We start from the raw sequence: 13,729 nt of genomic DNA, 5'->3' as shown, positions 1-13,729 counted from the left end.
CTCAGGCGACCTTGCTGCTGCGAATCTCGGCGATCTCCGCCGACGAATAGCCGGCTTCCTTCAACACTTCGTCGGTGTGCTGGCCGAGCGTGGCCGGTGGCCGCTCGACGGAGCCGCCGCCATGTTCGAGGCGGAAGCCCGAGCCCACGACCTTGATCGGACCATGTTCGGTCTCGACCGTCTGCAGCACGGTGCGATGCTTGAAAAGATCGAGCTGTGCGGTTTCCGGAATGCTGAGCACACGGCCGGCTGGGATGTCGTTCTTGGCGAAGCGCTCGCCCCAGGTTGCCGAGGTCTCGGTCTTCATCGCCGCTTCGACGATCTCGTGCAGCGCCGTGTTGTTCTGGATGCGCGTCGGCCAGTCGACGAAACGCGGATCGGCCAGCGCATCCTCACGCCCCAGCACCTTCATCAGCCGCTGGAACTGCGGATCGGTCATGACCGCGAGCACGATCCAGCCGTCCTTGGTCTTGAAGAGATTGCCCGTGGGCTTGCGCGTCACCGAGAGATTGGCGGCCTGGCCATGGACGCGGCCGGTCATCAGATGCTCGGTGAACTGCTGGGCGAGATAGCCCATCACCGCGTCGATCATCGCGACGTCGACGAGCTGGCCCTTGCCGGTGTGGGTGCGCTGGAAAAGCGCCGAGGCGATACCCAGCGCCGCGGTGGCGCCCGACATGACATCGGCGCCGGCAAAGCCCACACGCGTCGGACCGTTGTTCTCGAAGCCGGTGATCGACATCAGGCCCGACATGGCCTGAATCATGCCGTCGAAGGCTGCCGTCTTGGCGTCGGGTCCGATCTGACCGAAGCCCGACACGGCACAATAGATCAGCTTCGGATTGATCGCCTTCAGCGTCTCGTAGCCGATGCCGAGCTTGTCCATCACGCCGGGGCGGAAATTCTCAACCACCACGTCGGACGTGGCGGCGAGCCGCTTGATGATCTCGATGGCCTTGGGCTTCTTGAGATCGAGTGTGATCGAACGCTTGCCGGCGTTCACCGCCACCCAGGGAGCGGCCAGCCCGCGCTTTTCCCAATCGTTGGCACGGCTGCCGAAGCGCATGTCGTCGCCTTCGAGCGATTCGACCTTGATCACGTCGGCGCCAAGCAAGGCGAGCTGGTAGGAGCTGTAGGGCCCCGCCAGCACGCGCGTGAAGTCGAGAACCTTGATGCCCGCGAACGGCTTACTCATGACAAAGAGATCCTCAGGCGACGCCGGCCTTCTGACGCTGACCGAGCGCAACCTGCTTGACCTTGTCGAACTCCGCCCGACGCTTGGCGACTTCTTCGGGGCTCATGCGCTCAATATTGTTGTAGTCGTTCTTCCAGTCGCCATCATCGGTCCAGCGCAGCGGCGACTGCACCGTGGTCCTGGGACCGATGGCGGATTCCAGCACCTTCAACGAAAGATCGAGCGTGAAACGCTGTGTATCCGGCTCGTGCGGCTTGCCGCAGGAATTGCCGAGCGGAAAGTCGCTGAACAGGAAGCGCGGCACACCGGCGTATTCGACGATGTCCTTCGCCGCCCCCATTACGATCGTGGGGATGCCGTTCCTTTCGAGATATCGAGCGACCAGACTCACGGTCTGGTGGCAGACGGGTCAAGTAGGGACAAGCAGTGCGGCATCGACCGCGTCCTGCCGGCAGCGCGCCAGAATCTCCGGCGCATCGGTTTCGAGAGTCACGCGCTGGCTGCGATTTGTCGGCGCGCCATGAAAGCGCGATGCCAGCTTGAAGCGTCCCTGATTTGCAAACTCGCGCATCAACGGCAGCGGAAACCAAGTGTTGCTGTCGGTCGCTGTCGTATGCTTGCGGTCGTAGCCGATATGGGAGATGCGCGTGTCGTGGTCGGCCGATGTATCGCCAGAGTAGACGCTGTAGAACTTGGCGCCGGCGTTGTAGAGAGCGCCAGGCCCCTGATCACCCTTGTCGGGTTGATAGGGAGCAGCCGTCGTGATCAGCGCCAGGGTGCTGTCCTTCAGCGGCTTCTTCAGCGGCTGAAAAGGGGCATCGACATAGTGTGCCCAGCGGTAAGGGTTGTCGTAACCCAGCGCGAGGTAATACTCACGCGTCCGCCTCATATACTCGAGCGGCACGTCGAAAGTCGGCGCGAAATCCATCGTGTCAGACATGCCTTAAAATTGGCGCTGCAGCGGTATGAAGTCAAATTCGCGTAGCGGATGACAAGCTAGCAGGTGCGCCGTAGTTTCCGACGCAATCAACGCAAAGATCAGGGAGTCCCCATGAAGGAACTGACACGACGTACGGCGCTGACTGCTGCCATGGCATTGGCCGCAGCGCCCGTTGGCGCACAGGCTTGGCCGAGCAAGCCCAGCCGGTTCCTGGTGCCCTATCCCGTCGGTGGCATCGTCGACATCGTGAGCCGATCGCTGGCCGATCCCATGCAGGCCGATCTCGGCCAGCCGGTCGTCGTCGAACCAAAGCCGGGCGGCAACTCCACACTCGCGACGGCCATGATCCCGCAGGCGCCGGCCGATGGGTACACCTGGCTGATGGCGACGCTCTCCCATGTCGTCGTGCCGCACCTGCAGCCCGTGCCCTACGATGCGCTCACGGACTTCCAGCCCGTCGCCCTGGTCGCGATCGCCACGTCGGTGGCGGTCGTCAATCCAGAGCTGCCGATCAGAACACTGAAAGATCTGGTCGAGTACGGCAAAGCCAATCCGGGAAAGCTGAACTACCTCAACCCTGGTAACGGCTCGTCGATCCATCTCTCGGCCGAGCTGCTGAAGAACCAGTACAAGTTCGACATGATCTCGGTGCCCTATCGCGGCATCCCGCCGGGAATGACCGATCTGCTCGAAGGACGTCTCCAGGTCGGCCTGCTGCCCGGCCCGCTCGCCCTTCAGCATGTCATGTCGGGCAAGCTTCGCGCGCTCGCCGTCCTGGCCGACAAGCGTCTGCCCACCCTGCCCGATGTCCCGACCTTCGCCGAGGCAGGCTTCGCCGACGCCCAGGTGATGAGCTGGTACGTGATCTCGGTGCGGACCGGCACGCCGGCCGCCATCGTCGATCGCCTGCACGCGTCGGCGATGAAGGCCTTGCAGAGCAGCGACACCCAGGGCCGTCTGACCCGGGCCGGCTGCGAAGTGCCTACGCCGCGTTCACCGGCAGACATTTTGACCATGTGGAGGGCAGATTATGCCCGCTACGGCAAGCTGGTGAAGGACGCGGGCATCAAGGGCGATGGCTGACAGCGATGTAACCCGCCGGCCATAGTGCCGCCCAACTCGGGCACGCTATATATGAAGTGAAACAAGGCTCGTTACGGGGAGCTCACCGCATGGCGATCAAACGGCGCAGCGTACTGATGGGCAGCGCGGCCCTCTGGGTCGGCGCGCCGGCCATTCTGCTAGCCCAGACGTCGCCTCAGGCCCAGGGCAAAGTTCACGTCAATCATGGTTTCGCCATGCATGGCGAACCGAAGTACAAAGCCGATGCCGGGCCACCGGATTATCTCAATCCGAACGCGCCCGCAGGCGGCAGCGTCCGGCTCGGCGCCCGCGGCACCTTCGATTCGCTGCATCCCTTCATCGTGAAGAGCGTTCCCGCCGCCGGCATCACGGCGATCTGGGACACCTTGTGCTGGAATTCGCGCGACGAGGCCTCGACCGAGTACGGGCTGATCGCCGAAACGATCGAATGGCCGGAGGATCGCTCCTGGGTGGCCTTCAACTTGCGCCCGCAGGCCCGCTTCCACGACGGCAGCCCGATCACCGTCGAGGACGTGATCTTCTCCCTCGACATTCTGAAGACCAAGGGCACGCCGATCTACGGCCTCTACTATCACGACGTGGTCAAGGCGGAGAAAGTCGGCGACCGCAAGGTGCTGTTCTCCTTCCGCGACAGCAGCAACAAGGAGCTGCCGCTGATCCTCGGCCAGCTTCCGATCCTTCCCTCGAAATGGTGGGCCAGCCGCGACTTCGAGAAGGTCTCGCTCGAAGTGCCGCTGGGCAGCGGCCCCTATAAGGTCGATTCCTTCGACGTCGGCCGTTCGATCGCCTATCGCCGCGTCGACGATTGGTGGGCCAAGGACCTTTGGATGAACAAGGGCCGCAACAACTTCGAGGTCATCCGCTACGAATACTATCGCGACGTCACGGTGCAGTTCGAAGCCTTCAAGGCCGGCGACCTCGACCTGCGCCAGGAGAACATCGCACGCAACTGGGCGACCGCCTATGACATTCCGGCGGTGCGCGACGGGCGCATCCAGCGCGCCGAAATCCCGCACGAACTGCCGACCGGTATGCAGTGCTTCGCCTTCAACACCCGGCGCGACTTCTTCAAGGACCGGCGCGTGCGCGAGGCGATCTCCACGATGTTCGATTTCGCCTGGTCCAACAAGAACCTGTTCTACGGGATGTACAAACGGAACATCTCGTTCTTCGGCAACTCCGAACTTGCCTCGTCGGGCTTGCCGACGCCCGCCGAGCTCAAATATCTCGAGCCGTTCCGCGGCAAGATCCCCGACGAGGTCTTCACCAAGGAATTCAAGCTGCCGGAGTCGGACGGCACCGGCAATGTCCGCGACCTCGCACGCCGCGCCCTGGCTCTGCTCAAGGAGGCCGGCTGGGAGATCAAGGACGGCAAGATGACCGAGACGAAGACGGGCAAGAAGCTCGCCTTCGAAATGCTGCTGAACGATGCCAGCTTCGAGCGCGTCTCGCTGCCCTACAAGCAGAACCTGGAGCGCATCGGCATCGACATGAACGTGCGCACGGTCGACACGGCGCAGTTCAAGCGTCGTGAGGACGAATACGATTACGACATGATGGTCGAGGGCTTCGGCCAGTCGCTGTCGCCGGGCAACGAGCAGCGCGACTTCTGGGGCTCCAAGGCGGCCGACAACAAAGGCGGCCGCAACACGATCGGCATCAAGGATGCCGCGATCGACCAACTCATCGAGACCCTGATCGCCGCTCCCGACCGGGAGAGCCTGATCAACGTCACGCGGGCACTCGACCGTGTCCTGCTATGGAGTCACTTCGTCGTGCCCAACTGGCACAGCAACACCGCCTATGTCGCCTACTGGAACCGCTTCGGTCGCCCGGCCAAGAGCGCGAAGTACGCGCCCGTGGCCTTCGACACCTGGTGGATCGACGAGGCCAAGGATCGCGCCCTGCAACGCGGGGAGAAGAAGTGACGAGCGTCATCGCGAAGTCACGCTGAGATGCTCGCCTATATTCTACGCCGTCTGATGCTGGTGGTGCCGACCCTGTTCGGCATCATGGTCGTCAACTTCTTCATTATCCAGGCCGCCCCCGGCGGACCGGTGGAGCAGATGCTGGCCCAGATCCAGGGCACGGCGATCAGCGCCACCGAGCGGTTCTCCGGCAGCGCGAGCGGCGGCGAGACGGTCCAACGCGGCGGATCGGGCGAGTCGGCCGGCGCCTATCGTGGCGCCCGCGGGATGCCGCGCGAGCTGATCGAACGCATCGAGAAGATGTACGGCTTCGACAAGCCGATGCACGAACGCTTCTTCCTGATGATGGGGAACTACCTCACCTTCGATTTCGGCGAGAGCTTCTTTCGCAACAAGCGCGTCGTCGATCTGGTGCTCGAGAAGATGCCGGTGTCGATCTCGCTCGGCCTGTGGACCACGCTGCTGATCTATCTCGTGTCGATCCCTCTCGGCATCGCCAAGGCCGTGCGTGACGGCTCACGCTTCGACGTCTCGACCTCGACCACGCTCATCGTGCTGAACGCCATCCCGGGCTTCCTCTTCGCCCTGCTGCTCGTCGTGCTGTTCGCCGGCGGCAGCTACTTCAAATGGTTCCCGCTGCGCGGCCTCGTCTCCGACGACTGGAGTTCGCTCGGCCTGGTCGACAAGGTGCTCGACTATTTCTGGCACATGGCATTGCCGATCGGCGCCATGGTGATCGGCGGTTTCGCGACGCTCACCTTCCTCACCAAGAACTCCTTCCTGGAGGAGATCCACAAGCAATATGTGCTGACGGCACGCGCCAAGGGGCTGGTCGAGCGCCGCGTGCTCTACGGTCACGTTTTCCGCAATGCCATGCTGATCGTGATCGCGGGCTTTCCCGCCGCCTTCATCGGCGTGCTGTTCACAGGCTCGCTGCTGATCGAGGTGATCTTCTCGCTCGACGGTATCGGCCTGCTGGGCTTCGAGGCCGCGCTCAATCGCGACTATCCGATCATGTTCGGCACGCTCTTCTTCTTCGGCCTGATCGGCCTCGTCATGGGGATCTTGGGCGACCTCATGTACACGCTGATCGATCCTCGGATCGATTTCGAGGCGCGCGGCTGATGAACCCGCTCAACCGGCGCCGGCTCGCGGCCTTCAAATCGAGCAAGCGCGGCATGATCTCGCTGGTCGTGTTCGGCGTGCTGTTCTTCGTCTCGCTGTTTGCCGAACTGCTGGCCAACAACAAGCCGATCCTCATCAGCTACGACGGCGCGCTCTACTCGCCGATGATCCGCGACTATCCCGAGACCACCTTCGGTGGTGAGTTCCCGACCAATGCGGTCTACACAGACCAGGAGCTGCAGAAGTCGATCGAGGAAAAGGGCTGGATCCTGTGGCCGCCGATTCCCTACAGCTACGACACCGTGCTGAAGGGCGAAGGTCGCATGGCACTGCTGCCGCCATCCTGGGCCCATCCGCTGGGCACCGACGACCAGGCTCGCGATGTGCTGGCCCGGCTGATCTATGGCTTCCGGATTTCGGTCCTGTTCGGGCTCGCCCTCACCATCCTGAGCACGGTGATCGGCATCGCCGCCGGTGCGGTCCAGGGCTATTTCGGCGGCATGGTCGATCTGCTGATGCAGCGCTTCCTCGAGATCTGGTCGAGCATGCCGACGCTCTACCTGCTGATCATCCTTGCGAGCTTCATCCAGCCCGGATTCTGGGTGCTGCTGGGGATCATGTTGCTGTTCAGTTGGATGGCGCTGGTCGGGCTGGTCCGGGCGGAGTTCCTGCGTGGGCGCAACTTCGACTATGTGCGGGCGGCCCGGGCGCTGGGCATGATGGATGCCCGCATCATGTTCCGGCATATTCTGCCCAACGCCATGACCGCCAGCCTCACCTTCCTGCCCTTCATTTTGGCCGGCTCGGTCACGACCCTGACGTCGCTCGATTTCCTTGGTTTCGGACTGCCCGTCGGCTCCCCCTCGCTCGGCGAGCTGCTGTTGCAGGGCAAGAACAACCTCAATGCGCCGTGGCTGGCGTTTACGGGCTTCTTCATCATTGCCCTGATGTTGTCGCTGCTGGTCTTCATCGGGGAGGCCGTGCGCGACGCCTTCAATCCGCGCAAGGTGCTGGCGTGAGCGACACTCCCCTCCTCGCTGTACGCAACCTCGCCGTGACCTTCGGCGCCGACGAGCAGGCCGTCCGGGCCGTGCGCGGCGTCAGCTTCGACATCAACCGCGGCGAGACCCTGGCGCTGGTCGGCGAATCGGGTTCGGGCAAGTCGGTAACGGCACTCTCGGTGCTGCAGCTTCTGCCCTACCCGTCAGCCAGCCACCCGACGGGCAGCATCCGCTTCCAGGGCCAGGAACTGGTCGGCGCCTCGACTCGCGAACTCCTGCAGGTGCGCGGCAACCGCATTTCCATGATCTTCCAGGAGCCGATGACGTCGCTCAACCCACTGCACACGATCGAGCGGCAGGTGAACGAGGTCCTGATCCTGCACAAGGGCCTGTCGCGCGAGGCCGCCCGCAAGCGCACTCTGGAGCTGCTCGACCAGGTCGGCATTCCGGAAGCGGCCAAGCGCCTCGATGCCTACCCGCACCAGCTCTCGGGCGGGCAGCGCCAGCGCGTGATGATCGCGATGGCGCTTGCCAACGAGCCCGACCTGCTGATCGCCGACGAGCCGACGACGGCACTCGACGTCACCATCCAGGCGCAGATCCTGAAGCTCTTGAAGAGCCTGCAGGCACGCTATGGCATGGCGCTGCTCTTCATCACCCACGACCTCGGCATCGTGCGCAAGATGGCCGACCGGGTCTGCGTCATGACCAAGGGCCGCATCGTCGAACATGGGCCGGTCGCCGACGTCTTCGACCATCCGCAGCACAGCTACACGCAGCATCTGCTGTCGGCCGAGCCCAAGGGCCGACCGGCCGACGTCGATCCGTCCACCCCGGAAATCCTGCGGCTCGACGATCTCAAGGTGCACTTCCCGATCAAGCGCGGCGTGCTGCGCCGCACGGTCGGCCATGTGAAGGCCGTCGATGGCGTGAGCATCGCGCTGCGCGAAGGCCATACGATTGGCCTGGTGGGCGAATCGGGCTCGGGTAAGACGACGCTTGGCCTCGCCTTGCTGCGCCTCGAACACAGCGAGGGCGGTATCCGCTTCGACGGGCAGGACCTGCAGGCGCTCAGCCAGCGCGACCTGAGGCCGCTGCGTCGGCAGATGCAGATCGTGTTCCAGGATCCGTTCAGCTCACTCTCGCCGCGCATGTCCGTCGGCGAGATCATCGGTGAGGGCCTGGAAGTCCATCGCATCGGCACACGCGAGGAACGCCAGGAGATGATCGTGCGCGCCCTCGGCGAAGTCGGCCTGGATGCCGCGGCGCGCGATCGCTATCCGCACGAATTCTCCGGCGGCCAGCGCCAGCGCGTCGCGATCGCCCGCGCACTAGTCCTGAAGCCACGCCTGATCGTGCTTGACGAACCGACCTCGGCGCTCGACATGAGCGTGCAGGCGCAGATCGTCGACCTGCTGCGCGACCTGCAGGCCCGCTATAAGCTCGCCTACCTGTTCATCAGCCACGACCTCAAGGTCGTGCGGGCGCTGGCCGACGAAGTCGTCGTGCTGCGCCATGGCAAGGTCGTCGAACGCGGCTCAGCCGCCCAGGTCTTCCAGGCACCGCAGACGCCCTATACCCAGGCTCTGATTGCGGCTGCCTTCAACCTCGAAGCCATCGGCGCCGACAATCGCATCGTCGCGACCTGATACCGGCGCATATGCGTCTCGACAGGCTTGCGGGGTGATTGCGACGAACCTATGAGAGGGTTGTCGGACCGACATAAAATTGCGGAATAGCTGAAAAATGGGAGGGCCAAGATGACCGGATTTCGCCGCGGCCTGTTTGCCGCAGCGCTGGCTCTCACCACTGTCATGGGAGCGGCAGCAGGAGCATACGCGCAGTCGAATCTGGTCCTCGGAACGGCATCGGTCGGCGGCACCTATTACGTCTATGGCGGTGTCGTCGCGCAGATCCTGACCGACAAGGCCAGACTGCAGATCACCCCGCAGCAGACGCAAGGGCCAAACCAGAACGTCATCATGATCGACGACGGCAAAATCGGGCTCGGCATGACGACCATGGGCGTCGCGATGCAGGCGATGCAGGGATCGGCTACCTGGACCAAGGGCAAGAAGTACGACAGCATCCGCGCGCTCTTCCCGATGTACGACACGCCGATGCAATGTGTGTCGCTCGCCAAGTCAGGCATCACGAGCTTCAAGCAGCTCGACGGCAAGACCGTCGGCGTCGGCCCCAAGGCCGGCACGGCGGGAACTTATTTCCCGATGATCTTCGATGCGCTGGCCATGAAGGTCTCCATCCGCAACGGCCAGAGCGTGGACATGAGCAATCAGCTCAAGGACGGCCTGCTCGATGCCTTCTGCTTCGGCGCCGGCGCGCCGGTTCCGGCCTTCACCGAGCTCGATGCCGAGCAGAAGGTCGTCTTCTATACCTGGACGCCCGACGAGATCGCCCGCATCCGCAAGGCGATGGTGGAATTCACCGACTCGACGATCCCCAAGGGAATCTACAAGCAGCAAACCACGGATCAGAAGACAGTCGGCCTCTATAACTTTGCGATTGCCAGCAAGGACATGTCCGACGACATGGCCTATCTGATCACCAAGACCGTGCTGGAGAACAACCCGACGATGCTGCGGGCACATGCCGCCGCCAAAGATACAATCGCCGCCAACGCCACGCGCAACACGTTCCTGCCCTTCCATCCTGGTGCCGTGCGCTATTACAAGGAGAAGGGGATCAAGCTCGATCCCGCGACCATCCCGAAATAGAACCATCCCACATAGAGAGGATTTCATGGCCGGCGCTATCGCCTATATCAGCCGCGATACCGACGGCGTTCACTGGAAGAAGGTCCTCGAGGCAGGGCTGGGGCCTGTCGACTTCCGCACCCTCGACAATCTTGGCGACAAAGAGCGCATCGAAGTCGTGCTGGCCTGGAAGCCGCCGGCCGGGCTGATTGCGTCCTTTCCCAATGTGAAGCTGATCGTGTCGCTCGGCATGGGTGTCGACCATTTGCTGGCCGACGATCGCCTGCCCACCGGCGTGCCGATCGTGCGCATCATGGATGACGGCCTGGTCGGGCAGATGAGCGAATACGCCATCTACTGGGCGCTGCGGCATCATCGTGAGATCGACAAATACGCCGCCAGCCAGCGCGCCCGGCAATGGAAGCCCGAGGACTTCGTCGACACCATCCACCGCCGTATCGGCGTCATGGGCCTCGGTTCGATTGGCCAGGATACTGCCGGCAAATTCGCCGCGCTCGGCTTCCCGACTGCAGGCTGGAGCCGCACGGCCAAGAGTCTGCCCGGTATCGAGACGTTTCACGGCACCGACGGACTTGCCCGCTTTCTGGCGCGCACCGACATCCTGATCGACGTCCTGCCGCTGACGCGCGACACGCGCGGCCTGCTCGACGCCAAAGCGTTCGCCGCGCTGCCGAAGGGGGCTTATTTCATCAACATGGCGCGCGGCGGCCATGTCGTGGACGAAGCGCTGCTGGCGGCCCTCGACTCAGGCCAGATCAGCGGCGCGGCGCTGGACGTGTTCAACGTCGAGCCGTTGCCGCAGGATCATCCCTACTGGACGCACCCCAAGGTGCAGGTGACGCCGCACATCGCTGGCGCCACCAACCCGCGCACCGCCTCGCCGGGGGTGATCGAGAACATCAAGCGGATGCGCGCCGGCCAGCCGCTCCTTCACACCGTCGATCCGAAGACGGGCTATTGAGATCGTCTAGCCGAACTTCTTCTCGATCGTGGTGAAGATCGCGCGGGCGGCCTGAGCTTCGCCGCCTTCGGGACGACCCGGCCGGCTGGTGTTGTTCCACGCCATCATGTCGATATGGGCCCATGGCACGTCGTCGGGCACGAACTCCTTGAGGTAGAGCGCAGCCGTGATGGCGCCGCCGAAGCCGCCGGCCGACACGTTGTTGATGTCGGCCACCTTGCTGTCGAGCAGGCGGCGATAGCCCGCGAACAGCGGCATGCGCCACATCGGGTCTGTCACGGCCTCGCCCTGCGCCAGCAGGTCACGCGCCAATGCATCATCGTTGCAGAACAGCGCCGGCAGGTCGGTGCCCAACGCAACGCGCGCCGCACCGGTCAGCGTCGCGCAATCGACCATCATCGCGGGCTTTTCCGAAGCGCCCTCGTGCAGGGCGTCGCACAGGATCAGGCGGCCCTCGGCATCGGTGTTGCCGATCTCCACGGTGATGCCCTTGCGCGTCGGCACCACGTCCATCGGCCGGAAGGCATTGCCCGACACCGAGTTCTCGACCGCAGGGATCAGAAGCCGCAACCGCACCGGCAGCTTGGCAGCCATCACCATCGCGGCGACAGCGAGCATCGTCGCCGCACCGCCCATGTCCTTCTTCATCATCAGCATGCCGGTCGAGGGCTTGAGATCGAGGCCGCCCGTGTCGAAGCACACACCCTTGCCGACCAGCGTGACCTTGGGATCCTTCTCGCGGCCCCACACGAGATCGATGAGGCGCGGCGCGCGTGTCGACGCGCGGCCCACCGCATGGACCATCGGAAAGTTCCGCTTCAGCAGATCGTCGCCGGTGATCACCTTCACCTTCGCCTTGTTCTTCTTGGCGACCCCCTGCACGGCAGCAGCCAGCTCGGCCGGTCCCATGTCAGAGGATGGTGTGGTGATGAGATCGCGCGCCAGCGAGAGCGCTTCGACCATCGCCGTCGCGCGCGCCTTGTCCGCACCCTCGGGCCACACGATGCGCGGCGCCACCTTGCCCTTCTTGCTGCGATATCGTTCGAAGCGCCAGGCGCCGAGCCCGATCGCGACGGCCGCGTCGGTCGGCGAGACGGGCGCCATGTCTCTGGCAAACTTCCCCGCGAACTTCCATGTGCCCGGCGGCAGCTTGGTCGCCAGTGCGCCGAAGTCCCAAAGGGTTGGCGTATTGGAGAGCACAAGGACTGCACCTGCAGCCTTACCATCGCGTCCCGGCAGAACCACGAGATCACCCGGCACGCCCGCAATACCGAGGGATTCGATCCAGCCGCGTCGTGCAGCGCTCTGCTCTTTCAGCCATCCTCGCCACGTCGATTGGCCCACAAACTGCAGGGGCAAAGAAGAAGAAGAACGGTCGACGAACGGCAACGACATGGCCATGCTCACAATCCTGTAGTGCAACGGTTAAGATTGCCGGCGAAACTCTCGCACTGGCAAGCTCAGTGAGATGGAGGGCGTATGGCCGACTTCACCCTCGTGATCGGCAACAAGAACTATTCGTCATGGTCGCTGCGCGGCTGGCTGATGGCCAAGATCGCAGGCATCGAGTTCGACGAGATCGTGGTGCCGCTCGACCGGCCCGAAACGCTGGCGACCATCCGCAAGCATTCGCCTTCGGGTCGTGTGCCGGTGTTGCTTCATCGCGGGTTGGCGGTCTGGGAGTCGCTGGCGATTGCCGAGTATCTCAACGACCTCAAACCCGAAGTCGGCCTCTGGCCGCCTTCGGCAGCGGCACGCGCTCATGCCCGCGCCATCTCCTGCGAGATGCATGCGGGCTTCATGGACCTGCGCAACAACATGCCGATGAACATCCGCGCCTCGTTCCCCGGCAAAGGCATGACGCCTGGCGTGCGCGCCGACATCGAGCGCATCACGGGCCTGTGGCGCGACTGCCGCAAGCGCTTCGCCGGCGCATTCCAGAAGGACGACGGGTTCCTGTTCGGCACCTTCGGCGCCGCCGATGCAATGTTCGCGCCTGTCGTGACGCGCTTCAAAACCTACAGCGTGACGCTCGATTCGGACGCGGACGCCTATTGCACCGCCGTCCTCGGCCATCCCGCAATGAAGGAATGGATCGATGCAGCGGCGCACGAGCCGTGGCTGATCGACGCCTATGAGCTGAAGTAGGGCCCTTCGGGGCCCGCGAACCTCAGGAGTTGGGCTTGGGCAGCGAGGTGGGAACGATCCGGAGGATCTTGTAGCCCACGTCTGCCAGCTTCACGGCTTCCGCCTCTGCCTCCGCAAGGGTCGAGTAGCCGATGCCGATTTCGTTGTTGGTGCGCGGATCTACCGTCCACACCATATGCTTGCCGAATGTGTCGCTTGCCATGGCGCTCTATATAGAGAGTCGTAGCGCGAATACGATCTTTATCGGCTCATTCCAGTGCCGCTGCGGCATCGAGGGCCGCAAGCGCCGGCGCTGACCGTGCATATTTCCGGCGCAATGCCTGTCCATCGGCCTTGAGCGTCGTGCATTTCAGCTCGGTCAGGGCCCGATTGATCTCGGCGCGCCGGGCGGCGTTGTATGGCTCCTCACCCGCGAAATGCCAGCAGCCTTCAGCGCGATCCATGTAGGCCGCGATTTCCTCCGGCGCTGTTTTTCGTGCGGCATTGAAGCGCGCCAGGATCGCGTCGAGATCCTGCGCCGGCAAAGCAGCCGGCGCAGTCATCGCGAGCAGGACCAATGCGGCGAGGAGGATTGGCCTCACGGCAGGATCGC

The 13,729-nt window shown here is 63.7% G+C and carries 13 protein-coding genes; 8 read left to right on the top strand and 5 right to left on the bottom strand.

Features of this window, described 5'->3' with window-relative positions; all coding sequences use genetic code 11:
- Position 1 precedes the first annotated feature (1 nt).
- A complete protein-coding gene (locus EPO50_RS19740) occupies positions 2 to 1,195 on the bottom strand; it encodes a CaiB/BaiF CoA-transferase family protein (protein WP_296346724.1) in 1,194 nt (397 codons plus the stop codon).
- A 13-nt stretch (positions 1,196 to 1,208) separates the two neighbouring features.
- A complete protein-coding gene (locus EPO50_RS19735) occupies positions 1,209 to 2,135 on the bottom strand; it encodes a glycine/sarcosine/betaine reductase selenoprotein B family protein (RefSeq protein WP_296346723.1) in 927 nt (308 codons plus the stop codon).
- A 111-nt stretch (positions 2,136 to 2,246) separates the two neighbouring features.
- Between EPO50_RS19735 and EPO50_RS19730 the strand changes: the two genes are divergently transcribed.
- The 7 genes from EPO50_RS19730 (at position 2,247) to EPO50_RS19700 (ending at position 10,989) form a co-directional block, all read left to right on the top strand.
- Positions 2,247 to 3,218: a tripartite tricarboxylate transporter substrate binding protein gene (locus EPO50_RS19730; RefSeq protein ID WP_296346722.1), complete on the top strand. Its 972-nt coding sequence runs from the start codon at positions 2,247 to 2,249 to the stop codon at positions 3,216 to 3,218.
- Between the two features lie 89 nt (positions 3,219 to 3,307).
- On the top strand, positions 3,308 to 5,167 hold the full coding sequence (locus EPO50_RS19725) for an extracellular solute-binding protein (RefSeq protein ID WP_296346721.1): 1,860 nt from the start codon (positions 3,308 to 3,310) through the stop codon (positions 5,165 to 5,167).
- A 27-nt stretch (positions 5,168 to 5,194) separates the two neighbouring features.
- Entirely contained in the window at positions 5,195 to 6,292 is a 1,098-nt protein-coding gene (locus EPO50_RS19720) for a microcin C ABC transporter permease YejB (RefSeq protein ID WP_296346720.1), read from the top strand.
- Positions 6,292 to 7,311: an ABC transporter permease gene (locus EPO50_RS19715; protein WP_296346719.1), complete on the top strand. Its 1,020-nt coding sequence runs from the start codon at positions 6,292 to 6,294 to the stop codon at positions 7,309 to 7,311. Before EPO50_RS19720 ends, EPO50_RS19715 begins: the two co-directional genes overlap by 1 nt.
- Positions 7,308 to 8,942, top strand: a complete 1,635-nt coding sequence (locus EPO50_RS19710; RefSeq protein WP_296346718.1) for an ABC transporter ATP-binding protein — start codon at positions 7,308 to 7,310, stop codon at positions 8,940 to 8,942. The genes EPO50_RS19715 and EPO50_RS19710 overlap by 4 nt, the downstream gene beginning before the upstream one ends.
- Positions 8,943 to 9,053: 111 nt before the next feature.
- The gene (locus EPO50_RS19705) at positions 9,054 to 10,028 is read left to right on the top strand and encodes a TAXI family TRAP transporter solute-binding subunit (protein ID WP_296346717.1); all 975 of its coding nucleotides are present in this window, start codon (positions 9,054 to 9,056) and stop codon (positions 10,026 to 10,028) included.
- 25 nt (positions 10,029 to 10,053) lie between these two features.
- Entirely contained in the window at positions 10,054 to 10,989 is a 936-nt protein-coding gene (locus tag EPO50_RS19700; RefSeq protein ID WP_296346716.1) for a glyoxylate/hydroxypyruvate reductase A, read from the top strand.
- Between the two features lie 6 nt (positions 10,990 to 10,995).
- Here the strand turns inward: EPO50_RS19700 and EPO50_RS19695 are convergent, their stop codons facing one another.
- Positions 10,996 to 12,390 carry a M17 family metallopeptidase gene (locus EPO50_RS19695; protein WP_296346715.1) on the bottom strand — a complete coding sequence of 465 codons (1,395 nt, stop codon included), beginning with the start codon at positions 12,388 to 12,390 and terminating at the stop codon, positions 10,996 to 10,998.
- Positions 12,391 to 12,468: 78 nt separating this feature from the next.
- Here EPO50_RS19695 and EPO50_RS19690 point away from each other — a divergent pair, with 78 nt between their 5' ends.
- Positions 12,469 to 13,137: a glutathione S-transferase family protein gene (locus tag EPO50_RS19690; RefSeq protein ID WP_296346714.1), complete on the top strand. Its 669-nt coding sequence runs from the start codon at positions 12,469 to 12,471 to the stop codon at positions 13,135 to 13,137.
- 22 nt (positions 13,138 to 13,159) lie between these two features.
- On the opposite strand, the gene EPO50_RS19685 is transcribed toward EPO50_RS19690, so the two are convergent.
- Both EPO50_RS19685 and EPO50_RS19680 read right to left on the bottom strand, forming a co-directional pair.
- Positions 13,160 to 13,339 (bottom strand): hypothetical protein, encoded by a 180-nt coding sequence (locus EPO50_RS19685; protein ID WP_296346713.1) that lies wholly within the window; start codon positions 13,337 to 13,339, stop codon positions 13,160 to 13,162.
- 46 nt (positions 13,340 to 13,385) lie between these two features.
- A complete protein-coding gene (locus tag EPO50_RS19680) occupies positions 13,386 to 13,718 on the bottom strand; it encodes a hypothetical protein (RefSeq protein ID WP_296346712.1) in 333 nt (110 codons plus the stop codon).
- Positions 13,719 to 13,729: the final 11 nt, after the last annotated feature.

The organism is Reyranella sp. (assembly GCF_004297405.1).
In the GTDB taxonomy this organism is placed as follows: Bacteria; Pseudomonadota; Alphaproteobacteria; order Reyranellales; family Reyranellaceae; genus Reyranella.
The sequence above is the reverse complement of the archived record's forward strand: the minus strand, read 5'-3'. Positions and strand labels throughout refer to the sequence as shown.